Raw genomic sequence first — 26,077 nt, 5'->3', positions numbered from 1 at the left:
GCGAAACCCTACAAGATGTAGGGTCCAGTTCCAGAGCCGAACGCCGGATGCACCCCTGTCCGCGGGATGCCCTCGCGGACGCCACCGAGCCGTGGCGGTGACGGGTCAGTCGTCCGGAGAGAGCCGCAACCCGAGACGAGAGGTGGCCGTGTCGATCGACAATCCCGGATCAGACGGGCCGGAACCGGACATCAGCGTCGTCGTCATCGTCTACAACGATGCACGGCGGCTCCCGGTGGCCGTACGTTCCGTGCTCGACCAGACGCTGCGCAACGTGGAAGTGATCATCGCCGACGACTGTTCGACGGACGACTCCCACACGGTCGCGCGACAGCTCGCCGCGGACCACCCCGGCCGGGTGCGGGCGATCCGGCTGGAGCGGAACAGCGGCGGTTGCGGGGAGCCGCGCAACCAGGGCATGGCTGTGGCCCGCGGCCGCTATGTGATGTTCCTGGACAGCGACGACACCCTCGAGCGCAACGCCTGCCGCAACATGCTGGAAGCGGCCGACCGCACCGGTGCGGACCTGGTCTCGGGACTGTGCGTCCGGGTGCACACCGACAGCCGGCACGACAAGCGGATCCCCTGGTACCCCTGGCTGTACCAGTCCACGCGCACCGTCGAGTCGATCGCGGAGCTGCCCGACCTCTTCGTCTTCGACACCCTGTCGACCAACAAGTGCTACCGGCGCGCGTTCCTCCTCGAGAACGAGCTCAGCTTCCCGCGGGGCATCCACTACGAGGACCTGCTCTTCTCGGCGCAGGCCTATCTCGCGGCGGGCCGGATCACCCTCATCCCCAACACGGTCTACTACTGGCACGTGGCGGAGAAGACCACGGCCAAGTCGATCAGCAACCGGCGCCACGAGATCAACAACTTCACGGACCGGCTGGAGATCCACCGCCGTATCGACGCCGTGCTGGACCGCCGGGCCCTCGACGGACTCAAGCTGCAGAAGGCCATCAAGTTCCTCAAGCACGACCTCGTGCTGTATCTGCGCGAACTGCCGTTCCTCGACGACGGCTACCGGCACCGCTTCGCGGAACTGGCCCGCGGCTACATCCAGGACTTCCCCGAGGCGGCGTACGCCCAGCTGGACCGCGTGCACGCCATCTGTGCCTACCTGCTGCTGCGGGAGGACTGGGACAACCTGATGCCCGCGATCGACACACTGATCAACCGGGACAAGATCTCGGCGCCGCTCGCCGAGCGCGACGGCCGCGTCTACTGGTGCCACCAGTACCTGGACGACCCCAAGGCACGCGAGATCATGGACGTCACCGGTCTCGGCCACCACGGCACACTGCTGGAGCGGATGTTCCTGCGCAACCTGCTCACCGGATACGCCGTACGCGGGGACCTGGTGGTGCTCGAGGGCGCGGTGGTCAATCCGCTGGGGACCGTCGCGCCGGACGCCCGACTCGCCGCCGAGCTGGAGTTCCGGGCCCGCCGCCGTAGTCTGCAGACCTTCCGGTTCCCGGTGCGGACGGTCCGTCACGCGGGCGACACCATCACCTGGCGGGCCGTGATCCCGCTGTCCGCCCGCTTCCGCCCGCTCGGCGTCGTCGACGAGGTCTGGGACATCCGGCTGCACCTGACGGCGGACGGCAAGCGCACCACCACCCGCATCACGGCCGGGCGCGTCGACCTGGAGAACTCCGCGTCGGTGCCCGTGCAACCCAGGCTCAGCCGGCTCGTGGCCGACCGGCTCGAACCCCAGGCCTCGGCCAAGGGGCATCTGGCCTTCCGCCTGACCCAGCACGGCACGCCGGCCCGCCGCGGGCGCGCCGTCGTGGACCGCAATCTGCACGGCTCCGCGGCCAAGACCGTCAAGGGTGCCTACCGCACCGCCCGGGCCGTCAGAAGAGAGCTGGTCTCCGGCCCGCGCAAGATCCAGGGATACCACCACATGCTGCGCCTCCTTCCGGTCCGCAGGGGCACGGTCGTCTTCGAGAGCCACCTCGGCCGGCAGTACAGCGACAGCCCGAGGGCCGTCTACGAGGAACTGCGCCGCCGCCGTGCCCCGGTCACCGCCATCTGGTCCTACGCGGGCAAGCGGCCCGAGGGCTTCCCGGCCGACGCCGAACTCGTCCGCCGCTGGTCCTGGCGTTACCTGAGGGCCCTGGCCCAGGCCGAGTTCTGGATCGACAACCAGGGGTTCCCGCTGCGGCTGTCCAAACGCCCGGAGACCACCTACATCCAGACCTGGCACGGTTCGGCCCTGAAGAAGATGGGCTTCGACGAGCCCGGCTACCGGGTGATGCCGGAGCAGGAGCAGCGCGCCTACCAGGCGGCGCTGGACCGCTTCGACCACTTCCTGGTCCGCAGCGAGCACGACGTCCGCACCCTGGCCCGGGCCTACCGCATCCCCGAGGGGAAGCTGCTGCGCTTGGGCTACCCCCGCAACGACGCCCTCGTCCGGGCGGCCCGCGACCCGCAGGCGCCCGACCCGGACCTGCGCCGGCTCGCCGAGAGACTCGGCATCCAGCCGGGACACCGCGTGGTGCTGTACGCGCCCACGTTCCGTGCCCGTGCCGACGGCGCCGTACGGGCCTTCGAGTTCCCCTTCGACGTGGAACGTTTCGCCGACCGCTTCGGGGACCAGTGCACCCTCCTGGTCCGCTCCCACTACCTGAACCGGGTCGCCCTGCCGCCGTCGGTGGCGGGCCGGGTCGTGGACGTGACCGGTGAACCCGACATCACCCCGCTCCTGCTGCTCGCCGACGCTCTGATCACCGACTACTCGTCCGTGATGTTCGACTATGCGCTGCTGCGCCGCCCACTCGTCTTCTACGCCTACGACTGGGAGGAGTACGCCGAGGACATGCGCGGCACGTACTTCGACCTGCTGACGGAGGCCCCGGGACCGGTGGCCCGCACCGAGGACGAACTGTTCGCCGCGGTGTCCGACCTGCCGGCCGTGGGCACCCAGTACGAGGCGCAGCTCAAGGAGTTCGTGGACAAGTACGGCGAGTACGACCGCGGGGACGCGGCGGCTCGCATCGTGGACCGTTTCTTCGGCCCTGCGGGAGAGACCCGATGACGCAGCGTGAGATCTACTTCGTCGCCAACGAGGTCAACGAGCTCGGTGGCGTGGGCCGCTGGCAGGCCCAGATGGCCCGGCTGTTCGCGGAGCGCGGCCACCGGGTGCGGATCATCGGCATCTCCCCGCCCGAGGTGCCGATGGACCTCGGCGAGGATCCGCCGTTCGAGACGGTGACCCTGTACGACCGGCGGCCACCGGGCCGGCGCAGGCCGCGGGTCCGGCTGGGCCGGCTGGATCCCGCGGTACGCCGCCGGGAGGCGGGAATGCGGGCCGCGGCCGAACGCCTGACCGGCATCTTCCGCGCCGCACGGCCCGGCGCCGTGGTCATCGTGACCCAGGTCTGGGCGATGGAGTGGGTGGCGCTGGCGGACACCGCCGGGCTACCGGTCATCGGCATGAGCCATGAGTCCTTCGACGCCTCCCGCCGCTCCTCGCGCTTCGAGCGGGTGAAGAAGTACTACGAGGGCGTGGACAGGCTGCTGGTCCTCACCCAGGAGGACGCGGACCGCTGGGTGCGGGAAGGCCTCAACAACGTCGGGTTCATGCCGAACCCGCTGCCGCTGATGCCCGGCGCTTCCTCGCCGCGCACAGAGAAGGTGGTGGCCAGCATCGGGCGGCTGAGCCACGCGAAGGGTGTCGACCTGCTGCTGGACGTCTGGGCCGAGGCCGCGCCGCGGCAGCCCGGGTGGATCCTGCGGATCTACGGTGCCGGCGAGTTCGAGGACGCGCTCCGGCAACAGTGCACCGGGCTCGGTCTGGACGACTCGGTCGAGTGGGCGGGACAGACGGACGACGTGACCGGGGCGCTCGGCCGGTCGTCGGTGTTCGTGCAGTCCTCCCGGGGCGAGGGCTTTCCGCTCGTCCTCCTCGAGGCGATGGCCTGCGGCGTGCCGTGCGCCGCGTTCGACTGTTCACCCGGGGTGCGCGAGATCGTCAGGGACGGCGAGGACGGTCTGCTGGCCCGGCACGGCAACATCTCCGAACTCGCCCGGCAACTGGTGCGGTTGATGGCCGACGAGAACCTCCGCGACACGATGGGGGAGAAGGCGCGCCAGAACGTGCAGCGCTTCGCCCCCGATGTGATCAGCCGTCGGTGGGAGGAGCTCTTCGACTTCCTGGAGCGCTGAGGGAGGGCGCCCCGGTGCGAACCGGGGCGCGCGGTCGTGCGGGGCCGAGGTGGGACGGGGCGCTCGCCCGCCTGCGAATGCCTCAGCCGTCGTACGGATGCATCAAGAGTTGAAACCGGATTCCGCGAGGGGTGTGAGAACCCTTGACGTACCTACCCGTTGAGGTTTAACTCACGTCCTAAATTAAGCCATGAGGAGCTTCGGGGGCCGCACGTGTGCCGCTGCCGCAGCCTTCCTCTGGGTTTCGACTCCCGGAAAGGGACACCAGGAGCCATGCGCAGTATCCGAGCCGCGGCCGTAGGCGCCGTCACCTTGTCTCTCGCCCTTGCCGCCTCGGCCTGCGGAGGCGGTTCGTCGACGAACGGCGGGTCCAACGACTCGCCGAAGACGCTCACGTACTGGGCCTCCAACCAAGGCGCCAGCATCGAGGTCGACAAGAAGGTCCTCCAGCCCGAGCTCGACAAGTTCGAGAAGCAGACCGGGATCAAGGTCAAGCTGGAGGTCGTCCCCTGGTCGGACCTGCTGAACCGAATCCTCACCGCGACCACGTCCGGTCAGGGCCCCGACGTGCTGAACATCGGCAACACCTGGAGCGCCTCCCTGCAGGCCACCGGGGCGCTGCTGCCGTGGGACGCCAAGAACTTCGACAAGATCGGCGGAAAGGACCGCTTCGTCGACTCGGCGCTCGGCTCCACGGGCGCGCAGGGCAAGGACCCGGCCGCGGTACCGCTGTACTCGATGGCATACGCGCTCTACTACAACAAGCAGATCTTCAGCGACGCCGGCATCTCCCAGCCCCCGGCCACCTGGAACGAGCTGGTCGCGGACGGCAAGAAGATCCAGCAGAAGGGCAAGCAGGTCCTCGGCGCCGAGGGCTCCAACGTCTCGGAGAACATCCACCACGTCTTCGTCTTCGCCAAGCAGCACGGCGCCGACTTCTTCACCGCGGACGGCAAGGCCGACTTCACGAGCGACGGAGTGGTCGCCGCGGTCAAGCAGTACGTCGATCTCATGGCCAAGGACAAGGTCATCCCGCAGGGCAACGCCGAGTACGCGCAGAACCAGTCGGTGAGCGACTTCGCCAAGGGCAAGACGGCGATCCTCCTGTGGCAGTCCGCCTCCGCCAACCTCAAGTCGCAGGGCATGAGCGAGGACGCGTACGGCATCGCCCCGGTGCCCGTGCAGTCCGGCACCCCGGGGACGGGCACGAACGTCAACTCGATGGTGGCTGGAATCAACCTGGCTGTCTTCAAGAACTCGCACAACCTCGACGGCGCCACGCAGTTCGTGAAGTTCATGACCAGCGACGCGGAGCAGAAGATCCTCAACACCGCGTACAGCTCCATCCCGCCGGTCAAGAACGCCCAGTCGGACGCCGCGTTCAACAGCCCGGCGAACGCCGTGCTCAAGAACACCCTCGCCACCAGCGCCGCCGCACTGCCTCAGGTCGCCGACGAGTCCCAGTTCGAGACGACGGTCGGCACGGCCGTCAAGGGACTGTTCGCCGACGCCGCGGCTGGACGGCCGGTGACCACCGAGTCGGTGAAGGCGGCACTCCAGAAGGCCCAGCAGCAGATGCCGGCGAAGTGAGCGCGGACACAGCCATGACCACCACGACCGCCTCCGCCGAACCTGGCGAGCGGACGGTACGGAAGAGCTCCCCCGGTGCGGCGCGCGGCCCGCGCCGCACCGGGCGGATCCGCCGCATCGCACTGCCCTACCTGCTGCTCCTGCCCGCCCTGATCCTCGAACTCCTGGTCCATCTGGTGCCGATGGTGATCGGCATCGTGATGAGCTTCAAGGAGCTCACGCAGTTCTACATCCGCGACTGGGGCACCGCCCCCTGGTCCGGTCTGGACAACTACAAGGTCTCGGTGGACTTCAACGCCCCCGTGGGGGACGCGCTGCTCCACTCGTTCCTCGTCACCGTCGCCTTCACCCTCCTGTCGGTGGGGCTGTGCTGGCTGATCGGCACCGTGGCCGCGATCTACATGCAGGACGCCTTCCGCGGCCGCGGGCTGCTGCGCGCGCTCTTCCTCGTGCCGTACGCGCTGCCCGTCTACGCCGCCGTCATCACCTGGGTGTTCATGTTCCAGCACGACAACGGCCTGGTGAACCACGTCCTGCACGACCAGCTGCACCTCACGGACAAGCCGTCGTTCTGGCTCATCGGCGACAACAGCTTCATCGCCCTGCTCGTCGTGTCCGTCTGGAAGGGGTGGCCCTTCGCCTTCCTCATCGTCATGGCCGGTCTGCAGAACATTCCCAGGGAGCTGTACGAGGCGGCCGCCCTCGACGGCGCCGGGATGTGGCAGCAGATCCGCCGCATCACCCTGCCGTCGCTGCGCGCGGTCAACCAGGTGCTGATCCTGGTGCTGTTCCTGTGGACGTTCAACGACTTCAACACCCCGTTCGTCCTGTTCGGCAGGGCCGCGCCCGAGGCAGCAGACCTCATCTCGGTCCACATCTACCAAGCCTCGTTCGTCACCTGGAACTTCGGCACCGGCTCGGCCATGTCCGTGCTGCTGCTGCTCTTCCTGCTCGTCGTGACGGGCGTGTACCTGCTGCTGACCTCCCGAGGAAGGAAGACGGCCGATGTCTAGCACCATCCGGACACCGCGCCTGACGCGTACGCCCAGTGCGCCCCGGTCGCCGATGGCCCCGCCGCGCTCCTTCCTCTGGTCCCGGCGGATCTTCCTCACGCTGCTCACCGGCTTCGTCCTGATACCGGTCTACGTGATGGTCTCCAGCTCCCTGAAGCCGCTCGCGGATGTGTCGGGGAAGTTCCGCTGGCTGCCGAGCGGCCTGACGATCCGCCCCTACATCGACATCTGGTCGACGGTCCCGCTGGCCAAGTACTTCATGAACTCGCTGATCGTGGCGGGTGCGGCGACCGTCTGCTCGGTGGTGATCGCGGTGTTCTCGGCGTACGCCGTCAGCCGCTACGACTTCCGGGGCAAGCGCGTCTTCACGGTCACCGTGCTGTCCACCCAGATGTTCCCGGGCATCCTCTTCCTGCTCCCGCTGTTCCTGCTGTACGTCAACATCGGCAACGCCACCGGCATCGCCCTGTTCGGCTCGCGCGGCGGGCTGATCCTGACGTATCTCACCTTCTCTCTGCCGTTCTCGATCTGGATGCTCATCGGGTATCTCGACTCGGTGCCGCGCGATCTGGACGAGGCGGCGCTGGTGGACGGCTGCGGACCGCTCGGCGCGCTCTTCCGGATCGTCGTGCCGGCCGCGATCCCCGGCATCGTCGCGGTCGCCGTCTACGCCTTCATGACCGCCTGGGGCGAGGTGCTCTTCGCCTCCGTGATGACCAACGACACCACCCGCACCCTCGCCGTCGGCCTGCAGGGCTACTCGACGCTGAACGACGTCTACTGGAACCAGATCATGGCCGCCTCGCTCGTCGTCAGCGTCCCCGTGGTCGCGGGCTTCCTGCTGCTGCAGCGCTACCTCGTCACCGGGCTCACCGCCGGAGCCGTGAAGTGACCGACACACCTATTCCTGAGAGGACTTCTGTGTCCGAACGCATCGACCTCGCCGCGCTCCCGCACGACTTCCTGTGGGGCACGGCCACATCGGCGTACCAGATCGAGGGGGCCGTCGACGAGGACGGCCGCTCGCCGTCGATCTGGGACACCTTCTCGCACACCCCGGGAAAGATCGCAGGTGACGACAACGGCGACGTCGCCTGCGACCACTACCACCGCTGGCGCGAGGACATCGGGTTGATGAAGCAACTCGGCACCAACGCCTACCGGCTGTCCATCGCCTGGCCCCGGGTGGTCCCCGGTGGCGACGGCCCGGTGAACCCCAAGGGGCTCGCCTTCTACGACGAGTTGGTCGACGCCCTGCTGGAGGCCGGCATCACCCCGTCGGTCACTCTGTACCACTGGGACCTGCCGCAGGTGCTCCAGAACCGGGGCGGCTGGCCCGAGCGGGAGACCGCCGAGCACTTCGCCGCCTACGCGTCGGTCGTCGCCGAACGGCTGGGCGACCGCGTCACCCACTGGGCGACGCTCAACGAACCGCTGTGCTCGGCCTGGATCGGACACCTCGAGGGCAAGATGGCCCCCGGTCTCACCGATCTGACCGCCGCCATCCGTGCTTCCTACCACCTGCTCCTCGGCCACGGCCTCGCCGTCCAGGCGATCCGCGCCGCCGCCCCGGACGCCCGGGTCGGCATCGTCAACAACCTGTCCACCGTGCACGCCGCCAGTGACAGCCCCGAGGACCAGGCCGCGGCCCACCGCATGGACGGTCATGTCAACCGCTGGTGGCTGGACCCGGTCCACGGCCGCGGCTTCCCGGAGGACATGCGCGAGGTCTACGGGGTCGAACTCCCCGAGCGTTCCGGCGACCTGGAGACGATCGCCGCACCGCTGGACTGGCTGGGCCTGAACTACTACTTCCCGGCCACTGTCGCCGACGACCCGGCCGGTCCGGCTCCCCGCGTCCGCTCGGTGCGCCGCTCCGGAGTGCCGCGCACCGGCATGGACTGGGAGATCGACGCGAGCGGCATCGAGACGTTGCTGCTGCGCCTCACCGACGACTACGGCGCCCGCAGGCTGTTCGTCACCGAGAACGGCTCCTCCTTCCCCGACGTCGTACGTCCCGACGGCACCGTGGACGACCCCGAACGCCAGGACTACCTGATCGGGCACCTCGCGGCCTGCGCCTCGGCGGCCCGCAAGGGCGCCCCGCTGGCCGGCTATTTCGCCTGGTCGCTGCTCGACAACTTCGAGTGGGCGTACGGCTACGACAAGCGGTTCGGACTCGTCCATGTCGACTACCGCACCCAGGTTCGGACGATCAAGGGCTCGGGGTACCGGTACGCGGACATCGTGCGCACTCACCGGGGCCGGGCCGACAAGGCCGCCTGAGCCGTGCTCGCCCGGGTGTGGCGCGCGTCCGCGCCACACCCGGGCAGCAGCGGTACTCAACGCCGGGTGCCGGTCCGCGCCCTGAGCCGCGGGCCGGCACCCGGTCGTGGACCCGGAGGGTGTCAGTACCAGCCGTAGCCGCCCCAGTGGCCCAGCCGCCCCAGACGTCGTCCCCGTGGCCGTGCTGGTGCTGTGCCCGGTGGGGGAGCTGTGGCGGGGGTGCTCACCATTGCCACTCCGCTGCCCGCCGCACCGGCCGGCAGCATGGTGCCGGCGATCAGCGCGACCCTGTTCCCCGCTCCGGGGTCGGATCCGTATCGGCCTCCTACCACGGCCGGGGGCCGACGTGTGCCCCCGCTCACCGCCGCGGAGGGGGGATCCCGGTGGAATGTCACCGTTTCGTCGCAGTGTGATTCGTGCTACAACCAGGGCGGCTCGGTGCCGGTCTATCACACGAAACCTGTTACTCAGGGGAGAGCACCCCGCTCGGGGCGCGCACGGATGACGAAAGGGCCGCCATGGGGGACATACGCAGACGGGGAGCCGTCGCACTGGGCATCACCGCATTGGTGACTCCGCTCACACTCGCACTCAGCGCCGCGCCCGCGGGTGCCGCGAGTTGCACCACGAGTACCGGCCCGTATCAGAAGCAGGTCGAGAAGTTCCTCGGCCGGCCGGTCGACGGCAAGCAGTCCGCCGCCGACTGCAAATCCATCCAGGCCTTCCAGAACAAGCACGGCATCACCCCGGCCATCGGCTACGCGGGTCCCGTCACCTGGGGCGTGATGGACCTCATGAACAAGCAGAAGGCCGTCGGGAAGAACCCCAACAAGGACGGGAAGTGCCCCGTCAACAAGGGCCGTATCGCGTGTGTGAACCTCACGCTCCAGCTCAGCTGGATCCAGGACGGCAGCCGGCTCGTCTACGGCCCGGTCCCGGTGCGCACCGGCCGCAACGGCTACGAGACCCGCACCGGACTGAAGAAGATCTACTGGCGGGACATCGACCATGTGTCGAGCGTTTACCACGTGCCCATGCCGTACAGCCAGTTCTTCGACGGCGGCCAGGCCTTCCACTCCGTCGGTCTCAGCATGTGGAACCCGCCGGGCTCCCACGGCTGCGTCAACATGACCACGACGGACGCCAAGAAGTACTGGTCGCTGCTCAAGGTCGGCGACGACGTGTTCGTGTACGGCCGCAAGCCGGGCACCTGATTTGAAGGCTCCCCTCCCTGAAGGGAGGGGATTCTCCACCCTCCAGGGTTGAGCGGGGATGTACGGCTCAGGCTGCCACCGGAGCCAGCGGCTCAGGTGGTCTTACGCCCTCGGCACCGTCCGGGTTCCAACCTGCCCGGACCAGCATCACGCGGGCGGAGTTCTTGTCCCTGGGGGACACGGCTGCGCACACGGTGCAGGCATACGTTCTCATCGAGAGAGGGAGTGCGTGCTTGGTTCTCGCCCCGCACGTTGCGCAGTCCATCGTGGTGTGCGCCGGGTGCACGAGACGGACGTCCCGTGCGTGCTTGCGGCCCATCTCGAGCAGGGCACGCTTCGTCGCCGCGATGGCCGCGTCGGCCGCCTTGCGGGCCATGGTGGTCTTCGCGAGGAACTTCGGGCGGAAGTCCTCCACCGCCACTCCGTCATGATCGCGCATGACGGCCTTGGCCCACTTGCGGCCGGTGTCCTCACGCTGCCGCGCGATCTTCCTGTGCAGCTTCGCTGCCTGTGCCTGCGCCTTCCGGTAGCCGGTGGATGCACGCTGTCCTTTCGGTCGCCGGCGCCGGGCCATCATCCGCTGGTACTTCGCGAGCCGCTGAGCGGACCGCTTGCCGTGTTCGGCATGCGGAAGGTCGTAGGCGTCATCCGTGGTGGTCGCGGTCTCCTTCACACCCCAGTCCACCCCGAGCACCCGCCCCGTGAGGGCAAGCGGTTCGCTCTGCGCGGGGGCGACGAAGGACACATACCAGTGCCCGAGCGTGTCCTGGTACACGCGCACACTCGACGGGTCGGCCGGAAGAGCCCGCGACCACACCACGCTCAGCACGATCTGGCCCGCAAGGTGCAGACGACCGTCCTTCAGACGGAAACCCCGCTTCGTGTAGTTCAGGCTCGGCCTGGCCTCCCGCTTCCGCTTGAAGCGGGGCATTCCCGCCCGGCGGTGCTGCGCAAGCCCGTCCTTGACGTCCTTCAACGCCTTCGCCCGCGACTTGGCGAAGTCCCGAATCACCTGCTGCTGCGGCACCGAGGCACCCTCGGCCAGCCACGGCATCACCCGACGCGCCTCAGTCAGCATCCTGTCCAACTGCGCCGGACCACACGTCAGCTTCTCGCCGGACTCCTTGCTCTGCCGGTGGACCTGCTTGGACTTGGCCACGCATTCATTCCAGAGCCACCGGCAGCGCTCCCACTCGGCTTCGAGTGCGCGCCGGGCTGTCTTCGACAGGCGTACACGGAAGGTGTACCGGGCATGCCCGGTGTCCTTCGTGGTCGCTTCTGTCGTCATGCATCCGAACCTACCTGAGAGGACTGACAGTTGAGAGTTCTTGACCGTTGTGGGCGGCATCACGGCCGTGCGGGGTGGACGCCGGATCGCCCTGACGGCGATCCGGCTGTCCCTGCCCTGCTCCGCAGGAGTCCGATTCCTCCCCGGCCTGAAGGCCGGGGCATCCTCGGAGAAAGCCGGTGAACCCGCGGCCCGGTCGTCCTCGTGCACGGCCGGGCCACGTACAACCCACGTGGGTGCGTCCCTGTTCCCTCCTGAGAAGTGATCAGCTTCACGGCCCGGAATGCCAGGAGATGCCTGATTACTCACAGCGCCTTCACGCCGGGCCCCGTATGCTTCACGGCATGTCCACCACTCCCCAACCTGCGGCGGAACGCTCCGCCGACGAGGTGAACGAGGAGATCCGGGCCTTGTGGTTCCGGAGCGGCGGGACGCTGAGCATGGAGGAGCGGCGGGAGTACGAGCGGCTCGTCAAGGAATGGGCCGCGGCGTCGCCGGACCCGACGCAAGCGGCGTGAGGGCCCGCCCGGTCGCTGCGTGAAGCTCCCCGCTTCGGAAGACCGACGGCTCGGCAGATCCGCTGATCTCCCCGTCTCCCTCGATACCCGCCGTTCTCAACAGCAACGGCCCTAGCACGCCGTCCGACGCCGCTCAGGCACGGGCGCCGGCGCTGCGCACCCGTGCCTGAGGAGCCTCAGCCCCAAGTGCCGGAGTAGGCGCGGCGGTAGGCGTTGCGCTCCTGTTCCGTGCGGATGTAGCGGGTGGCGACCAGGGCGACGAGGCTGCCCGCGATGACGAGAAGGCCCGGCCCGACGTTCCGCGGGTCGGTGAGCCGTGCCACGAAGCCGTCGGAGGCACCGGTGACCCCGACCCCCTGGACCGCGCCGGGAGCCGCCGGGCCGGGAGCCGCCGAGCCGGGCACGATGGCCGCACCCTGCGCGGGCGAGGCGGACGGCGCGGGACCTCCCGAGGTCTGGGCGCCCGCACTCGCCGACGCCGGCGACTGCCCGGTGAGCTGCACACCCAGCGCCGCCATCGCCTGCGTCACCGGCTGGAAGAACGTCGTACCGCCCGACCGGCAGTCTCCGCTGCCGCCCGACGTGACCCCGAGCGCGATGCCCTCGGAGAACAACGGGCCGCCGCTGTCTCCCGGTTCGGCGCACACCGTGGTCTGGATGAGGCCGGTGACCGTACCCTCGGGATAGTTGACCGTGGCGCCCAGCGCGGTGACCTCGCCCTCGCGCAGACCGCTGGTACTGCCGCTGCGGAAGACCTTCTGCCCGACGACCGGGTCCCCGGACGCCGTGATGCGCACACCGCGACCGCCGCCGATGGCCACCACGTTCTCGCCGGGGGTCTCCTGACCGTTCTCGTACCGGATGAGGGAGAAGTCTCCGTTGCCCGGGAACTCCGATGTCACCGTCCGGCCCAGCTGCGTGCGGCCCGTGTTGTCGGAGAACCAGAGCGTGCCGCCGGGCCCGCAGTGTCCGGCGGTGAGGATGAACTCGCTCTGGCCGTTGGTCACATTGAAGCCGGCCGAACAGCGGCCACTGGTCGAGAAGATGGGCTGCGCGCCGTTCACCCGGGTGGTGAATCTGCCCTGGGTGCGCTCCATGTGCACGAAGTCGCCGATGCCGTCGGCGAGTCGGGTCATCCGGGACCAGTCTGAGGCGGAGACGCTGCTGTCGGCCTCCACCACGACCTTGTTGGTCCGGTAGTCCACAGCCCAGGCGGTGCCGGCCACCCTGGGCGCCGAACTCAGCTCCTGCGTGGCTGACTTGAGCTGGTCCATACTGTGGCCGACCATCTTCGCCCGGGCCCCGGCCGCCGTGACGCGGGAGGCCGCGGCACGGTTGGTCACGGCCACGACGGGTGTGCCGTCGGAGGCCACCCAGCTGCCCGCTGTGCGCGAGGTGCCGAGCCCTGCCAGCAGTTCGGCACCCGTCCGTGAGGCGACCTGCACCGATGTGCTGTCGGGAGTCTGCGCGCCGGACGGTTCGGCGGCCAGAGCCTGGGTGACCATCAGTCCTCCCAGGAGCACTCCGCCGGCCGCCGCGATGCGTGCCCCCCGCCGGACCATCCGTCGTCGTGCATGCCTCATCCATGGCTCCCGAACTGCGAACGCACGGCGTCACCACCGCGGGGCACTCCGGTCGTCGAGCGCCTCCACTCCATACGTGCGGCCGCGCCGGGGTGTTCAGCGAGGAGCCGTGGAACTCACCCTGTGGGCGATGCCGAGAACGGCCCCAGCAGCACGCCGCTGCGCTCGTCGCTCCACATCGAGTCCCCCTCCACGTACGGCCGCAACAGCGCGGTCAGCGTGGGATCACCTCGTCCGTTCAGCTCGTCCGAGGCGATCTTCCGGGCGATCCCGGCGAGGAAGTCGGCGAGTTGCACAGCACCGATCGGTGCTTCTGCCGGAGCAGGTGGTTCGCCTTGTACTCCTCCGCGGGAGACCGGATCCGGTCACGGATCTCCTGGACGTGCGCGGCCGCGGCGGACAGGGGCACATGGACACTGGCATGCGCGAAGACATCGGTGTTCCCGCTGGTGAGGTTCTCGCCGTCCGACCCCGACTCGTCGCAGGCCACCTCCAGCGGCCGTTCCGCCGCCTGCGTACCGGCCACGCTCCCGCGACTGAAGGTCACCGCATCGCCCCCTGCCTCGTGTCCCATGAGGATCATCCCGCACCGGACGGCCGGCGAACCGTCTCCGTGCGGCGGGTCGTGCTGTCATGGACACGAGACCACCCTGCCATGATGAGCGCATGCGCGTACTGATGCCGGTGCCGGACCACGACTTCGACGTCACCGAGGTCGCGGTGCCCTGGCGGCTGCTGACCGATGCCGGCCACCAGGTCGTCCTCGCGACGGAGCGGGCCGGCACCCGTCCGGCCGCCGATCCCCGACTGCTGACGGGAGTGCTGTTCGGCCGGCTCGGCGCCGCGCCGGAACCCGTACGGTTCTACGAAGAGCTCACGCGGGCGCCGGAGTTCGCGGCCACGGTGTCCTGGGCGGATCTGGACGTCACGGAGTTCGACGGGCTGCTGCTGCCGGGCGGTCACGCTCCCGGCATGCGGCAGTACCTCGGCTCCGGCGAACTGCGGCGGCAGGTCGCCCGGTTCTGGGCGCTCGAGCGGCCGGTCGGTGCGATCTGCCACGGCGTCCTGGTCCTTGCGCGGACGCCTGACGGCGGAACCGGGCGCAGCGTGCTGGCCGGCCGCCGTACGACCTGTCTGCCGAAGTACATGGAGCGCACCGCGTACCTCACCACAGCCTGGCGTCTTGGCCGCTACTACCGCACGTACCCGGCGTACGTGGAGGACGAGGTGCGCTCGGCGCTCACCGGGCCGGGGGCCCGGTTCGAGCGCGGGCCCCGCGTGCTCACCCGGCGCGGCACCGCCACCGACGACAGCCATGCGTTCGTGGTGGAGGACGGCCGCTACCTCTCCGCCCGCTGGCCGGGTGACGCTTATCTCTTCGCACGGCGGTTCCTGGCCCTTCTGGCCAGGTGAGCGCCCCTGTCCGGATCTACTCGCGAGTAACTGTCTACCGGGGAGTAACTTCTCTGTGGTCTGTCGTCCACTCTTGGACGTGAACATGCCGGGCGCGGCGGCGGTCGAGGAACTGCCGTCGATCTGAAGCGAGTTGGACGCGAGAGAAGGGACCGGCATGACAAGACCGGGTGTGGGGCGCCGGATCGGCGCGGTATCGGCGGTCGTGGCGCTGAGCATCGGCGGCACGGTCGCCGCCGCGCAGACGGCTTCGGCGGCTCCCGCCAAGACCACCGTGAGCGTGGCGGCGGCACAGGCCTCCGCCGTCGACTACGCCACCTGGCAGGCGGACGTGAAGGCCGTCATCGACCAGGCGCGGCCGTACGTCCAGCAGCGCACCGCGAACGCCGCCGGGCAGAAGCTCGCGATCGTCTTCGACATCGACAACACCACGCTGGAGACGTACTTCCACCCCTGGTACCAGCTGCCCACTCCGGCGGTGAAGCCTTCGCTGGACCTGGCCAAGTACGCCAAGTCCCGCGGCGTCTCCGTCTTCTTCGTCACCGCGCGCCCCGGCATCATCGAGGAACTCACCGAGTGGAACCTCAAGGCCGTGGGCTACCCGGTCGACGGGCTGTACGTGCGTGACCTGCCGGACCTGTTCGACGAGGTCAGCGCGTACAAGACCGCCAAGCGCGCGGAGATCGAGGCGAAGGGCTACACGATCATCGCCAACGTCGGCAACAACGACAGCGACCTGGTCGGCGGCCACGCCGAACGTACCTACAAGCTGCCCGACTACGGCGGCCGGCTGTCCTGACGCTGCTCTCCGCGTATCCCGGCGCCGGTACGGCCGTACACCCGTACCGGCGCCCCCGTACGATGCCGTGCCGGGCCGCGAGGTGCCTAGACTTGCGACCCATGGACGATGCCTCCCTGGACCGGCTCGCGACGGGCAAATATCTGCTGATCACCAGTTACCGCAAGAACGGCACCGGGGTCACCACCCCGGTCTGGGTGGTGCGGGACGGTGACGCGCTCGGTGTGTGGACCACCGCGGACTCCTGGAAGGTCAAGCGGATCCGGGCCCGCGCCGATGTCCTCGTGGGGCCCTGCGACGTGCGCGGCAATCCGACCGGCGATCAGGTCCCGGCCATCGCCGAGTTGACCGACGCCCCCGCCACGGCCCGCTACCGGCAGCTGATCGCGCGCAAGTACGGCATCCTCGGCCGCCTCACCCTCCTGGGCAGCCGGCTGCGGAGGGGTGAGCAGGGGACGGTCGGTATCCGGGTGACGCCGACATCCTGACACCACCCGGCTGAGCGGGCGTCGCGACGATCATCGGCGCCCATTGACCTCGCTGGTTCCTCCATCTAATGTCTGTCTACATGGGTAGACGGCATCTGCATGTGAGGACGATATGAGCCAACCGGTCGTCACCTCGTTCTCCGTGTACCCGGTCGCCGGCCGGGACTCCATGGCGCTCAACCTCTCCGGCGCCCACGGCCCCTACTTCACCCGCAACGTCGTTGTCGTCGAGGACTCCGAAGGGCGTACCGGACTGGGCGAGGTCCCCGGCGGGGAAGGGATCACGCGTACCCTGCGCGAGGCCGAACCGCTGGTCGTCGGTGCGCGTGTGGGCGATTACCGACGCGTCCTGCGCGCGATGGGCGACCGGTTCGCCGACCGGGATTCCGGCGGCCGCGGCGAGCAGACCTTCGACCGGCGCACGACGGTGCACGCGGTCACCGCCGTCGAGTCGGCGCTGCTCGACCTCCTCGGGCAGCATCTGGAGGTGCCCGTCGACGCTCTGCTGGGCGACGGGAAGCAGCGCGACTCCGTCCGCGTCCTCGGCTACCTCTTCTACGTCGGCGACCCCGACCGCACGGACCTGGAGTACGTCCGCGAACCCGACGCCTCCGTGGACTGGTACCGGATCCGCCGCGAGGAGGCGCTCACCCCCGAGGCGATCGTCCGGCAGGCCGAGGCCACCCAGGACCACTACGGATTCAGGGACTTCAAACTCAAGGGCGGTGTCCTGCCGGGCGGGGAGGAGGTCGAGGCGGTCCGCGCGCTCAAGAAGCGCTTTCCCGAGGCCCGGATCACCCTCGACCCGAACGGCGCGTGGTCCCTGCGGGATGCCGTCGAGCTGTGCCGTCCGCTCGTCGGCACCCTCGCCTACGCCGAAGACCCCTGCGGAGCCGAGGGCGGCTACTCCGGCCGGGAGATCCTCGCGGAGTTCCGCCGGGCCACGGGGCTGCCCACGGCCACCAACATGATCGCGACCGACTGGCGCCAGCTCACCCACGCGCTGGCGCTCCAGTCCGTCTCCATCCCGCTCGCCGATCCGCACTTCTGGACCATGCAGGGGTCGGTGAGAGTGGCCCAGTTGTGCAACGCCATGGGGCTGACGTGGGGTTGCCACTCCAACAACCACTTCGACATCTCCCTGGCCATGATGGCCCATTGCGGAGCCGCGGCCCCCGGCGAGTACAACGCGCTGGACACGCACTGGATCTGGCAGGAGGGGCTGGAGCGCCTCACCGCCGAGCCGCCGCGGATCACCGGCGGCCAGGTCGCCGTTCCCGACACACCCGGCCTCGGTGTGCGGCTCGACCGGGACCGGCTCATGGCCGCCCACGATCTCTACCTGCGCAAGGCGCTGTCGGACCGCGACGACGCCGTGGGCATGCAGTATCTCGTCCAGGGGTGGGCCTTCGACAGCAAGCGGCCCTGCCTGGTGCGGCCGTAGCCCGCACGGCAGGGTCCCTCGCGCCCGGGGGAGAACGCGGCATCCGCCGGGTCGCGGGCGGCCTGGTCGACTATGCTGACCGAATGTTCGTTCGGTACCTGGGGTGGTGAGTGGGATGTCATCTGCGCCGGACTCCGCGGCGGAGGCCATGTTCGCCGAGGACAAGGCCTCGCGGCGGCTCGGCATCGAGCTGCTGGAGGGCGGCCGCGGGACCGCTGTGCTGCGCATGACCGTGACATCGGACATGGTCAACGGTCACGGGATCGCCCACGGCGGCTATCTCTTCCTCCTCGCGGACACCGCCTTCGCCTGTGCCTGCAACAGCCACGGCCCCGTGACGGTCGCCGCCGCGGCCGACATCGACTTCGTGGCCCCGGCCCACGAGGGCGATGTGCTCGTCGCCACGGCGCGCGAACGCACCCGGTTCGGGCGCAGCGGCATCTACGACGTCAGCGTCCTGCGCGGTGACGAGCTGATCGCCGAGTTCCGCGGCCGCAGCCGCAGTCTGCGCACGGTGCCGGCTCCCGGGGCGAGGGGGGAGTGAGGCCGCCCGGGCCCGGGGGTCACCGCCGGGACGTCGTGGCCGACCTCCCGGCGGTGCGCCTCCCGCTCAGGCGAGGGTGACCTCGACCGGCAGGTGCTTGATCCCGTTGACGAAGTTGGACCGCACCCGGGGGACCTCGCCGGTGAGACGGATGTCCGCCAGACGCGGGATCAGTTCCTCGAACATGATCCGGATCTCGGTACGGGCGAGCAGGTTGCCCAGGCACAGGTGCGGGCTGCCCTTGCCGAAGGTGACGTGGTCGTTGTTCTGCCGGGTGACGTCGAAGTCGTACGGGTTGCCGAAGACCTTCTCGTCACGGTTGCCGGACGCGTACCACATGACGACCTTGTCGCCCTCCTTGATCCGCTTGCCGCCGACTTCGGTGTCGCGGGTCGCGGTGCGGCGGAAGTGGTACACCGGCGAAGCCCAGCGCAGGAACTCCTCGACCGCCGTCGGGATCAGGGAGGGGTCCTCCTTGAGCCGGGCGAGCTGCTCGGGGTGCTGGATCAGGGCCAGCATCGAGTGGGTGATGGTGTGCCGTGTGGTCTCGTTGCCGGCCACGACCAGCAGCAGGAAGTAGTTGTCGAAGTCCTGCGCGGACAGCGGGACTCCGTCGCGCGGGGTCTGGTTCACAAGTCGCGAGACCAGGTCGGTTCCGTCGCCCCCGCGCCGTTTGCGGGCCAGCTCCCGTCCGTACTCGAAGACTTCGAGCGAGGCGGGGGAGCGGAAGGGCAGGTCGCGGTACTTCTCGCTCTCCTCGCTGTGCAGCAGGACGTCGGCGTAGTCGGGGTCGGTGTTGCCGATGATGCGGTTGCCCCAGTCGATGAGCTGCTGGTTGTCCTCCGGCGGTACGTCCAGCAGCCGGGCCAGCACGTTGATGGGGAAGTCGGCGGACACCTCCTTGACGAAGTCGAATCGGCCCTTGGCCAAGGCCGCGTCCAGCGTCTTCGCCGTCAGACCGCGCAGGAACTCGGTGTAGCTGTTGATGACGCTCGCACCGAACTGACGCTGAATCAGACTGCGCAGCGCACGGTGGCGGACGCCGTCCAGCTCCAGGATGGACGCCCGCTTCTTGATCTGGTCGTCGTCGAGTTCCTCGAGATTGACGAACCTGGTCGAGGTGAAGGTCTCCGCGTCGCGGTCCACCCGGGCGATGTCCTCGTGCCGGGTCAGCGCCCAGAAACCGGAGTTGGGCGCCTCCTCCGGCTGCCAGTGCACCGGGTCCTGGTGGCGCAGAGTGTGGAACATCCGCCAGGGAGTCACCCCGTCGGTGAAGTTGTCGAGGTCGGCGAGGTCCACATCCTCGAGCGGCATCGGCTCGTTGACGGTGGCGAGGGTTTCGGTCATCGATGGCTCCCGGACATCACAGGTGGTAGGCGTACTCGGTGAACTCCCAGTCGGTGACGTGCCGCCCGAAGCGCTCGACCTCGTCCCGCTTGTAGGAAAGGAAAGAAGTGGTGAAGCCCTTGCCGAGGACGTCGGTGAGGGCGGTGTCCGCCTCCAGCGCGTCGAGCGCGGCGGGCAGGCTCGTGGGCAGCATGGCGGACCTGGCCGTGTCGTAGCCGTAGCCCTCCAGCGGTGCCGGGGGCTCTTCGCCGGCCAGGACGCCGAGGAGCGCGGCCGCGACGGTCCCGGCGATCAGCAGATAGGGGTTGGCGCTGGCGTCACCGAGCCGTACCTCCAGACGGGCGCCCGCGCCGCGCTCGGGCGGGATGCGGACCATGGCGCTGCGGTTGTCCAGGCCCCAGTCGATCAGCCAGGGTGCGAGGGTGTCGGGCCCGAAGCGCTTGTAGGAGTTGACGGTCGGGTTGGCCAGCGCGGCGAGCGCCGGCGCGTGGTCCAGGATGCCGGCCACGGCATGGCGCGCGGTGGCGGACAGGCCGTATGCGCCGGAGGGGTCGTCGAAGGCGTTGCGGACGCCTTCGACGTCATCGGCCTCGCACGACAGATGGAGGTGGAAACCCGAGCCGCCCGCGTCGTTGAAGGGTTTCGCCATGAAGGTGGCGAGTCTGCCCTCCTTGCGTGCCAGCTCCTTGACCGCCGATTTGAAGCGGAAGGCCCGGTCGGCGGCCTCCATGGCGCCCGTGTGGGTCAGGTTGATCTCGAACTGGGCGCCGTCGAATTCGTGGTTGCCGTTGCTGACGCCGATGCCGAGGTCGCGCAGCAGCCGCAGGACGCGCAGCAGGTGGTTGTCGGGGTCGGCGCGCAGCCCGGTGGTGTAGACGCAGCCGAGCGCGTCGGTGTAGCGGCGCCAGCCCCGGGGCGAGTCGGGTGCCGGGTCGCACAGGAAGTACTCCAGCTCCGGGCCGACCACCGGCCGCAGTCCGTGCTCGGCGCACCGGGCGAGGACCGTGCGCAGCAGGTCGCGGGGGGATTCGGGGGCGGGGAGCCCGGTGGCCGGGTCCGTGACGTCGCCCAGACAGGAGGCGACCCCTGGTTCCCAGGGCAGGGGGACGAGCGTGTCGAGGTCGGGCCGTACGCAGACGTCGGGCAGGCCGGCGTCCAGTCCGCCCGGGACCGGCACGACATCGCCCTGCGGGCTGGTGTGGTAGACGGCCTTGCAGAAGGCGAGTCCGTGCTCGCACGCCGAGGGCAGATGTTCCAGCAGGACGTCGCGGCCACGGTCGGTGCCGATCAGGTCGGGGTAGGTCACCCGGACCACATCGATGCCCTCTGCGGCGAGCCGGTCCTGGTGCCGGCGGACGGGTGGGGTGTCGGATGCGCTCACCGATGTCTCCTCGGGCGGACGAAAAAGGGGGGCGGCCCCTCCCGGCCCTAGAAGGCCTGGGGGTGGCGGGCGTCGATGCGGGGTCGGCAGTGGAGAGCCCCGACGCAGTCGTTTGATGTCAAACGGTAGGAACGCCCGTCGCTTTCCCGCAAGGGGGCGGTCTCAAAAATTTATCCATCCGGATAGCTATTGACCAGGGTCCGGCCGCTTTCTATGTTGTTTGAAGCCAAACGAGTTGGGGGTGCGGTCATCCGCACCCCTGTGGCCGGGGCCCGGCCCCCAGCCGGGCCCCTCTCCCTTTCGCGTATCCCCGCTCCGACGCCCTCACCACCAGGAGGACCGGCCATGAAGGTCGTCGTCGACATGAACAAGTGCCAGGACCACGGCCAGTGCGTCTTCGCGGCGCCCGACGTCTTCCAGCTCGACGAGAACGGGCGTCTCGCCTACGTCAGCGACCCGGACGACGCGCTCCGCGAGGAGGTCGAGGAGGCCGCCGACGTCTGCCCGCTCCAGGCCATCCGGATCGAGGCCTGAGCATGAGCGCCCGCATCGTCGTGGCCGGCGCCTCCATGGCCGGCCTGCGCGCCGCCGAGCAGCTGCGAGGCGCCGGCTGGACCGGGGCGATCACGATCGTCGGGGACGAGCCCCACATGCCGTACAACCGGCCCCCGCTGTCCAAGGAAGTCCTCGCCGGCAAGGCGCCCTTCGAGTCCCTGGCCTTCCGCCCGCGCGGGAGCGTGGCGGACGTGGACTGGCGCCTCGGCACGAGGGTCGTCGCGGCCCGCCTCCGGGAGCGGACCGTCGAGCTCGGCGGGGGCGAGACGCTCCCCTACGACGGCCTCGTCGTCGCCACCGGCATGCGGCCCCGGCGGCTGCGCTGCCCCGGTCCGCTCCAGGGCCGCCACACCGTCCGCACCATCGCCGACGCCCAGGGGCTGCGGGACGCACTGACCCGGCCCGGCGTACGCGTGGTCGTGGTGGGCGCGGGTTTCATCGGCTGCGAGGTCGCCGCCACCGCACTCGGCCTCGGGGCCGCCGAGGTGACCGTCGTCGATCCGCTGCCCCTGCCGATGGTGGGCCCACTCGGTGAACTTCTCGCCCGCGCCCTGCTCGAGCGGCACGAGAGGCGGGGAGTGCGCTTCGCGCTCGGCACGGGTGTCGCCGGCTTCGAGGGTGAGGACCGGGTCACCGGCGTCGTGCTGAGCGACGGGACCGTGCTGTCCGCGGATGTGGTCGTCGAGTCGGTCGGCTCGATCGCCAACACGGAATGGCTGGAGGGCAACGGCCTCGATCTGAGCGACGGTGTGCTGACCGACGAGCAGTTGCGCGTCGGGGGCCGCCCCGCGATCGTGGCGGTCGGCGACGTGGCCCGTTTCCCCAATGCGCGCTACGACGGCGTGCCCCGCCGCGTGGAGCACTGGAGCATCCCTACCGACACCGCGAAGCACGCGGCGAAGGTCCTCGTCGCCCATCTCACCGGGACCGAGGCCGTCGCGGCCCCCTTCTCCCCGCTTCCCACCTTCTGGAGCGACCAGCACGACTTCCGCCTCCAGTCCTTCGGCGCGCCGGTGCTCGGCAAGGACGACGTCCGCGTCCTGGACGGAGACCCGGACGGCGACGTCCTCGTCGGCTACCACTCCGGCGGCCGGCTGGTGGGCGTCGTCGCCCTCGGCGGCCAGGCCGCCGCGTCCGCCGCCGCCCGCCACCGAGCCGAACTGCTCCAGCAGCCCGCCCTCACCGCCTAAGGAACCCCGACATGACCACCGTCCGCGGTTACTTCCACCCCAAGTCGGCGACCGGCGCCTCGTCGCTGATTCCCTCGCCCCCGTGGCGCTACTCGGGCGACCTGCTCACCGTCGAGTACCGCACCGACCCCGCGCGCGTTCGCGAACTGCTGCCGGAGCCACTGGGGTTGGCCGAGGACGATCCGGGTGCCGTGGCGCTGATCTGGGCCGACTGGCAGTCCTGTTCGGCATCGGGGGAGGAACTGCTCGACCCGGTGCGCTCCCAGTACAAGGAGGCCTTCGCGGTCGTGCGGTGCAGGTACCGGGGACAGACGTACTCGCGGTGCGTTCACATCTGGGTCGACAAGGACTTCGCGATCGCGCGGGGACTGCACCAGGGCTACCCGAAGAAGCTCGGCTCGATCCACCAGACCCGCCCGCACTCGTACGGGCCGGCGCCGCGCATCGAGGCGGGCGCCCGCTTCGGCGCCACCCTCGCGGCCGGCGACCGGCGGCTCGCCCAGGCGGTGGTGACCCTGAGGGAGCCGTCGGCGACCAATGGGTTCGTCAATGGGCACCCCATGGCGCACCACCGCTGGCTGCCGTCCATCGAGAAGGGCAAGGGCCTCGCCCTCGACGAACTGATCGAGTCCGGTGCCGCCTCCTTCGAAGGCGGCACGCCGTGGGTCGGGGACGCCGAGCTGGAGCTGTTCGAGGCACCCACCGAGGAGCTGGCCCGGCTGGAGATCCACGAGCCGATCGCCGCCTACTACCGCCAGGTCGGCGTGGTGTGGGACGGCGGTCGCCTGCTGGAGTCCGGGACGTCCGGCGCCGAGTGAACACCCCCGCAGCACAGAGGACTTGGAGACCGGACATGACCGACCACGCCATCACCGTCGCCGGGACCGCCGTCGACACCCGGCACTGGATCGGCGGCGAGCGCGTCGCCTCCGCCGAGACCTTCGCGGACGTCTCACCGATCGACGGCGCGGTCCTCGGTGAGATCTCCCGTGGACGGGAGCCCGAGGCCGCGGCCGCGGTGGCCGCCGCGAAGGCCGCCTTCCCGGCCTGGGCCGCCACCTCCCGCGCCGAGCGCGCCCGCATTCTGCACGCCATCGCCGACGGCGTCGAGAAGCGCCTCGAGGACCTCGCGATCGTCGAGACCACCGACAACGGCGCCCTGCTGCGCTCCCACCGCCGGGGCGTGATGCCGCGCGTGGCGCACAACTTCCGCTTCTTCGCCGACTGGTTGCTGAAGCTGGAGCACGAGGACTTCGAGACCCGAGGCCACACCAACCGCGTGAGCTGGGACCCGGCGGGCCCGTGCGTGCTGATCACGCCCTGGAACGCCCCGCTGATGCTGGCCACGTGGAAGGTGGCGCCTGCCCTCGCCGCCGGCAACACGGTGGTCCTCAAGCCGGCCGAGTGGTCACCGCTGACCGTCTCGCTGCTCGCCGACATCGCCGCCGAGGCCGGGCTGCCCGCCGGAGTCCTCAACGTCGTCCAGGGCCACGGCGCCGAGATCGGCGACGCCCTCACCTCCCACCCGGACGTACGCCGCATCAGCTTCACCGGCTCGGTGCCGACGGCCCGGCGGATCGCCGCGTCCGCCGCCGCGAACCTGACCCCGCTCAGCCTGGAACTGGGTGGGAAATCGCCGCTGTTGGTGTTCGCCGACGCCGACCTCGACCTGGCCGTGGACCTCGCGGTGGAGCAGTACGACAACGCGGGGCAGGTCTGCCTCGCGGGCACCCGCCTGCTGGTCGAGGAGCCGATCGCCGAGGAGTTCACGCGCCGATTCGTCGAGAAGGCGTCCCGGTTGAACCAGGGCGACCCGCGCGAGGAGGCCACGGACATCGGCCCCAACATCCACTCCCGCCAGGTGGAGAAGATCGACGGGTTCGTGCGCAGGGCGGTCGAGGCCGGTGCCCGCGCCGTCATCGGCGGCCACCGCGGGGACGGCCTCCACTACGCGCCGACCCTGCTCACCGATGTCGCCCAGGACTCCGAGATCGTCCAGGAGGAGGTCTTCGGCCCGGTACTGACCCTCCAGACCTTCGCCACCGAGGAAGAGGCCGTCCGTCTCGCCAACGACACCCGTTTCGGACTCGCCGCCACGCTCGCCACCGGCGACCGCGAGCGCGCCGGACGTGTCACGGCGCAGCTCGTGGCCGGCACCGTCTGGGTCAACTGCTTCTTCGTACGCGACCTGCAGGCACCGTTCGGCGGCTCCCGCCTCTCCGGCGTCGGCCGCGAGGGCGGCACCTGGAGCTTCGACTTCTACTGCGACCTGAAGAACACCGTCACCGCCCCGAAGGGATGGAACGACCATGGGTGAGATCGTCGGGGCGGGCCTGCTCGCCCACGTCCCCACCATCGTGCTGCCCGAGGCCGACCGGCTGGCACTGAACGAGGGCAAGGAGATCACCCTCGTCACGGGCCTGCGCCGGCTCCGTGAGGAGGTCTTCGAACGGGACGACTACGACACCGTCGTCGTCCTCGACTCGCACTGGGCCACCACGGTCGAGTTCGTCGTGACGGCCCAGCAGCGGCGCGCCGGGCTGTTCACGTCGGAGGAGCTCCCGCGCGGGATGTGCCGTATGCCGTACGACTTCGCCGGCGACCCCGAACTCGCCCGCAACGTCGCGCGGTTCGCCGACCGGCACGGCACCTGGATCACCGCGATCGAGGACGACTACCTGCCGGTCTACTACGCCACCATCAACCTCTGGAAGTTCCTCGGCGAGGGACTGCCGGACAAGCGCTGGGTGACCATCGGTGTCTGCCAGACCGGCGACATGGAGGACCACCTGCGGCTCGGCCGCGCCCTGGCGGACGGCATCGCCGCGACTCCCGGCCGCCGGGTCCTGCTGATCGCCTCCGGTGCCCTCTCGCACACCTTCTGGCCGCTGCGCGAACTGCGCGACCACGAGGCCAGCGACCCGGTGCACATCTTCACGCCGGAGGCCCGCGAGGCGGATCACGAGCGCATCGCCTGGTTCAAGGAGGGCCGTCACGACAAGGTCCTCGGCACCATGGACGAGTTCTGGAAGTTCAAGCCCGAGGCCAGGTTCTTCCACTACCTGATGATGGCCGGCGCCCTCGGTGAGCAGGAGTGCGTCGCCAGGGCCCGCCAGTACGGCGAGTACGAGAACTCCATCGGCACCGGACAGGTCCACCTGTGGTTCGACCGCCCCGCCGAGGGCTGGACCGGCACCGGCCTGCCCGCACCCGTTGCCCAGCGCACCCCGCACAGCCGCATCTAGGAGCCC

General features: G+C 69.8%; 23 protein-coding genes and 1 pseudogene. 18 read left to right on the top strand and 6 right to left on the bottom strand.

What is annotated here, in order from left to right; all coding sequences use genetic code 11:
• The first annotated feature begins 148 nt into the window (after nt 1-148).
• The 7 genes from ACQEXA_RS07290 (at nt 149) to ACQEXA_RS07260 (ending at nt 10,276) form a co-directional block, all read left to right on the top strand.
• Nucleotides 149-3,043, top strand: coding sequence for a bifunctional glycosyltransferase/CDP-glycerol:glycerophosphate glycerophosphotransferase (locus ACQEXA_RS07290; RefSeq protein WP_432936010.1), 2,895 nt, complete (start codon nt 149-151; stop codon nt 3,041-3,043).
• Nucleotides 3,040-4,173: a glycosyltransferase family 4 protein gene (locus ACQEXA_RS07285; protein ID WP_432936012.1), complete on the top strand. Its 1,134-nt coding sequence runs from the start codon at nt 3,040-3,042 to the stop codon at nt 4,171-4,173. The genes ACQEXA_RS07290 and ACQEXA_RS07285 overlap by 4 nt, the downstream gene beginning before the upstream one ends.
• Nucleotides 4,174-4,446: 273 nt before the next feature.
• A complete protein-coding gene (locus ACQEXA_RS07280) occupies nt 4,447-5,763 on the top strand; it encodes an ABC transporter substrate-binding protein (protein WP_432936015.1) in 1,317 nt (438 codons plus the stop codon).
• A gap of 14 nt (nt 5,764-5,777) precedes the next feature.
• Nucleotides 5,778-6,776: a carbohydrate ABC transporter permease gene (locus tag ACQEXA_RS07275; RefSeq protein ID WP_361826148.1), complete on the top strand. Its 999-nt coding sequence runs from the start codon at nt 5,778-5,780 to the stop codon at nt 6,774-6,776.
• Between the two features lie 52 nt (nt 6,777-6,828).
• Nucleotides 6,829-7,668 (top strand): carbohydrate ABC transporter permease, encoded by an 840-nt coding sequence (locus ACQEXA_RS07270; protein ID WP_359404651.1) that lies wholly within the window; start codon nt 6,829-6,831, stop codon nt 7,666-7,668.
• Nucleotides 7,669-7,697: 29 nt separating this feature from the next.
• Nucleotides 7,698-9,062, top strand: a complete 1,365-nt coding sequence (locus tag ACQEXA_RS07265; RefSeq protein WP_432936018.1) for a GH1 family beta-glucosidase — start codon at nt 7,698-7,700, stop codon at nt 9,060-9,062.
• 518 nt (nt 9,063-9,580) lie between these two features.
• On the top strand, nt 9,581-10,276 hold the full coding sequence (locus ACQEXA_RS07260; protein WP_433129116.1) for a L,D-transpeptidase family protein: 696 nt from the start codon (nt 9,581-9,583) through the stop codon (nt 10,274-10,276).
• Nucleotides 10,277-10,343: 67 nt separating this feature from the next.
• On the opposite strand, the gene ACQEXA_RS07255 is transcribed toward ACQEXA_RS07260, so the two are convergent.
• Entirely contained in the window at nt 10,344-11,564 is a 1,221-nt protein-coding gene (locus ACQEXA_RS07255; RefSeq protein WP_433129114.1) for an RNA-guided endonuclease InsQ/TnpB family protein, read from the bottom strand.
• Nucleotides 11,565-11,896: 332 nt separating this feature from the next.
• Between ACQEXA_RS07255 and ACQEXA_RS07250 the strand changes: the two genes are divergently transcribed.
• Nucleotides 11,897-12,082 carry a hypothetical protein gene (locus ACQEXA_RS07250; protein WP_359404622.1) on the top strand — a complete coding sequence of 62 codons (186 nt, stop codon included), beginning with the start codon at nt 11,897-11,899 and terminating at the stop codon, nt 12,080-12,082.
• Nucleotides 12,083-12,258: 176 nt separating this feature from the next.
• Here ACQEXA_RS07250 and ACQEXA_RS07245 read toward each other — a convergent pair whose 3' ends face one another.
• The 3 genes and pseudogenes from ACQEXA_RS07245 to ACQEXA_RS07235 all read right to left on the bottom strand — a co-directional run.
• Nucleotides 12,259-13,665 carry a S1 family peptidase gene (locus tag ACQEXA_RS07245; RefSeq protein WP_432936024.1) on the bottom strand — a complete coding sequence of 469 codons (1,407 nt, stop codon included), beginning with the start codon at nt 13,663-13,665 and terminating at the stop codon, nt 12,259-12,261.
• A 116-nt stretch (nt 13,666-13,781) separates the two neighbouring features.
• Nucleotides 13,782-13,961, bottom strand: a complete 180-nt coding sequence (locus ACQEXA_RS07240) for a hypothetical protein (RefSeq protein WP_433134829.1) — start codon at nt 13,959-13,961, stop codon at nt 13,782-13,784.
• A pseudogene (locus ACQEXA_RS07235) lies at nt 13,961-14,155 on the bottom strand (hypothetical protein); the annotation flags it as partial. The pseudogene ACQEXA_RS07235 and the gene ACQEXA_RS07240, both read right to left, overlap by 1 nt.
• A 176-nt stretch (nt 14,156-14,331) precedes the next feature.
• Between ACQEXA_RS07235 and ACQEXA_RS07230 the strand changes: the two are divergent.
• The 5 genes from ACQEXA_RS07230 (at nt 14,332) to paaI (ending at nt 18,353) form a co-directional block, all read left to right on the top strand.
• The gene (locus tag ACQEXA_RS07230; protein ID WP_432936026.1) at nt 14,332-15,078 is read left to right on the top strand and encodes a type 1 glutamine amidotransferase domain-containing protein; all 747 of its coding nucleotides are present in this window, start codon (nt 14,332-14,334) and stop codon (nt 15,076-15,078) included.
• Nucleotides 15,079-15,235: 157 nt separating this feature from the next.
• A complete protein-coding gene (locus ACQEXA_RS07225; protein ID WP_360993510.1) occupies nt 15,236-15,877 on the top strand; it encodes an HAD family acid phosphatase in 642 nt (213 codons plus the stop codon).
• Between the two features lie 101 nt (nt 15,878-15,978).
• Nucleotides 15,979-16,365: a PPOX class F420-dependent oxidoreductase gene (locus tag ACQEXA_RS07220; RefSeq protein WP_432936028.1), complete on the top strand. Its 387-nt coding sequence runs from the start codon at nt 15,979-15,981 to the stop codon at nt 16,363-16,365.
• Nucleotides 16,366-16,477: 112 nt separating this feature from the next.
• A complete protein-coding gene (locus ACQEXA_RS07215; RefSeq protein ID WP_433129112.1) occupies nt 16,478-17,809 on the top strand; it encodes an enolase C-terminal domain-like protein in 1,332 nt (443 codons plus the stop codon).
• Nucleotides 17,810-17,924: 115 nt separating this feature from the next.
• Nucleotides 17,925-18,353, top strand: a complete 429-nt coding sequence (paaI, locus tag ACQEXA_RS07210) for a hydroxyphenylacetyl-CoA thioesterase PaaI (protein WP_433129110.1) — start codon at nt 17,925-17,927, stop codon at nt 18,351-18,353.
• 66 nt (nt 18,354-18,419) lie between these two features.
• On the opposite strand, the gene ACQEXA_RS07205 is transcribed toward paaI, so the two are convergent.
• Nucleotides 18,420-19,700 (bottom strand): cytochrome P450, encoded by a 1,281-nt coding sequence (locus tag ACQEXA_RS07205; RefSeq protein ID WP_433129108.1) that lies wholly within the window; start codon nt 19,698-19,700, stop codon nt 18,420-18,422.
• A gap of 16 nt (nt 19,701-19,716) precedes the next feature.
• Nucleotides 19,717-21,081: a glutamine synthetase family protein gene (locus ACQEXA_RS07200; RefSeq protein ID WP_432936037.1), complete on the bottom strand. Its 1,365-nt coding sequence runs from the start codon at nt 21,079-21,081 to the stop codon at nt 19,717-19,719.
• Between the two features lie 345 nt (nt 21,082-21,426).
• Here ACQEXA_RS07200 and ACQEXA_RS07195 point away from each other — a divergent pair, with 345 nt between their 5' ends.
• The 5 genes from ACQEXA_RS07195 to ACQEXA_RS07175 are packed head-to-tail and all read left to right on the top strand — an operon-like array spanning nt 21,427 to nt 26,071.
• Nucleotides 21,427-21,615 carry a ferredoxin gene (locus ACQEXA_RS07195; RefSeq protein ID WP_432936040.1) on the top strand — a complete coding sequence of 63 codons (189 nt, stop codon included), beginning with the start codon at nt 21,427-21,429 and terminating at the stop codon, nt 21,613-21,615.
• A 2-nt stretch (nt 21,616-21,617) separates the two neighbouring features.
• Nucleotides 21,618-22,826, top strand: coding sequence for an NAD(P)/FAD-dependent oxidoreductase (locus ACQEXA_RS07190; protein WP_432936043.1), 1,209 nt, complete (start codon nt 21,618-21,620; stop codon nt 22,824-22,826).
• Nucleotides 22,827-22,837: 11 nt separating this feature from the next.
• On the top strand, nt 22,838-23,644 hold the full coding sequence (locus ACQEXA_RS07185; RefSeq protein WP_432936045.1) for an acetoacetate decarboxylase family protein: 807 nt from the start codon (nt 22,838-22,840) through the stop codon (nt 23,642-23,644).
• Between the two features lie 35 nt (nt 23,645-23,679).
• Nucleotides 23,680-25,143, top strand: a complete 1,464-nt coding sequence (locus ACQEXA_RS07180; RefSeq protein ID WP_432936047.1) for an aldehyde dehydrogenase — start codon at nt 23,680-23,682, stop codon at nt 25,141-25,143.
• Nucleotides 25,136-26,071 carry a 3,4-dihydroxyphenylacetate 2,3-dioxygenase gene (locus ACQEXA_RS07175; RefSeq protein ID WP_432936049.1) on the top strand — a complete coding sequence of 312 codons (936 nt, stop codon included), beginning with the start codon at nt 25,136-25,138 and terminating at the stop codon, nt 26,069-26,071. The genes ACQEXA_RS07180 and ACQEXA_RS07175 overlap by 8 nt, the downstream gene beginning before the upstream one ends.
• The last annotated feature ends 6 nt before the right edge of the window (nt 26,072-26,077 follow it).

The organism is Streptomyces sp. CA-106110, from assembly GCF_050936285.1.
GTDB lineage: Bacteria > Actinomycetota > Actinomycetes > Streptomycetales > Streptomycetaceae > Streptomyces.
Note: the sequence above shows the minus strand (reverse complement) of the source record. Positions and strands in the feature narration are given on the sequence as shown.

What these genes read in the sequence shown, in the direction of transcription:
- ACQEXA_RS07285 (WP_432936012.1), top strand. Translation starts at nt 3,040, where the DNA reads ATGACGCAGCGTGAGATCTACTTCGTCGCCAACGAGGTCAACGAGCTC.
- ACQEXA_RS07280 (WP_432936015.1), top strand. Translation starts at nt 4,447, where the DNA reads ATGCGCAGTATCCGAGCCGCGGCCGTAGGCGCCGTCACCTTGTCTCTC.
- ACQEXA_RS07275 (WP_361826148.1), top strand. Translation starts at nt 5,778, where the DNA reads ATGACCACCACGACCGCCTCCGCCGAACCTGGCGAGCGGACGGTACGG.
- ACQEXA_RS07270 (WP_359404651.1), top strand. Translation starts at nt 6,829, where the DNA reads ATGGCCCCGCCGCGCTCCTTCCTCTGGTCCCGGCGGATCTTCCTCACG.
- ACQEXA_RS07260 (WP_433129116.1), top strand. Translation starts at nt 9,581, where the DNA reads ATGGGGGACATACGCAGACGGGGAGCCGTCGCACTGGGCATCACCGCA.
- ACQEXA_RS07255 (WP_433129114.1), bottom strand. Translation starts at nt 11,564, where the DNA reads ATGACGACAGAAGCGACCACGAAGGACACCGGGCATGCCCGGTACACC.
- ACQEXA_RS07250 (WP_359404622.1), top strand. Translation starts at nt 11,897, where the DNA reads ATGCTTCACGGCATGTCCACCACTCCCCAACCTGCGGCGGAACGCTCC.
- ACQEXA_RS07245 (WP_432936024.1), bottom strand. Translation starts at nt 13,665, where the DNA reads ATGAGGCATGCACGACGACGGATGGTCCGGCGGGGGGCACGCATCGCG.
- ACQEXA_RS07230 (WP_432936026.1), top strand. Translation starts at nt 14,332, where the DNA reads ATGCGCGTACTGATGCCGGTGCCGGACCACGACTTCGACGTCACCGAG.
- ACQEXA_RS07225 (WP_360993510.1), top strand. Translation starts at nt 15,236, where the DNA reads ATGACAAGACCGGGTGTGGGGCGCCGGATCGGCGCGGTATCGGCGGTC.
- ACQEXA_RS07220 (WP_432936028.1), top strand. Translation starts at nt 15,979, where the DNA reads ATGGACGATGCCTCCCTGGACCGGCTCGCGACGGGCAAATATCTGCTG.
- ACQEXA_RS07215 (WP_433129112.1), top strand. Translation starts at nt 16,478, where the DNA reads ATGAGCCAACCGGTCGTCACCTCGTTCTCCGTGTACCCGGTCGCCGGC.
- paaI (WP_433129110.1), top strand. Translation starts at nt 17,925, where the DNA reads ATGTCATCTGCGCCGGACTCCGCGGCGGAGGCCATGTTCGCCGAGGAC.
- ACQEXA_RS07205 (WP_433129108.1), bottom strand. Translation starts at nt 19,700, where the DNA reads ATGACCGAAACCCTCGCCACCGTCAACGAGCCGATGCCGCTCGAGGAT.
- ACQEXA_RS07195 (WP_432936040.1), top strand. Translation starts at nt 21,427, where the DNA reads ATGAAGGTCGTCGTCGACATGAACAAGTGCCAGGACCACGGCCAGTGC.
- ACQEXA_RS07190 (WP_432936043.1), top strand. Translation starts at nt 21,618, where the DNA reads ATGAGCGCCCGCATCGTCGTGGCCGGCGCCTCCATGGCCGGCCTGCGC.
- ACQEXA_RS07185 (WP_432936045.1), top strand. Translation starts at nt 22,838, where the DNA reads ATGACCACCGTCCGCGGTTACTTCCACCCCAAGTCGGCGACCGGCGCC.
- ACQEXA_RS07180 (WP_432936047.1), top strand. Translation starts at nt 23,680, where the DNA reads ATGACCGACCACGCCATCACCGTCGCCGGGACCGCCGTCGACACCCGG.
- ACQEXA_RS07175 (WP_432936049.1), top strand. Translation starts at nt 25,136, where the DNA reads ATGGGTGAGATCGTCGGGGCGGGCCTGCTCGCCCACGTCCCCACCATC.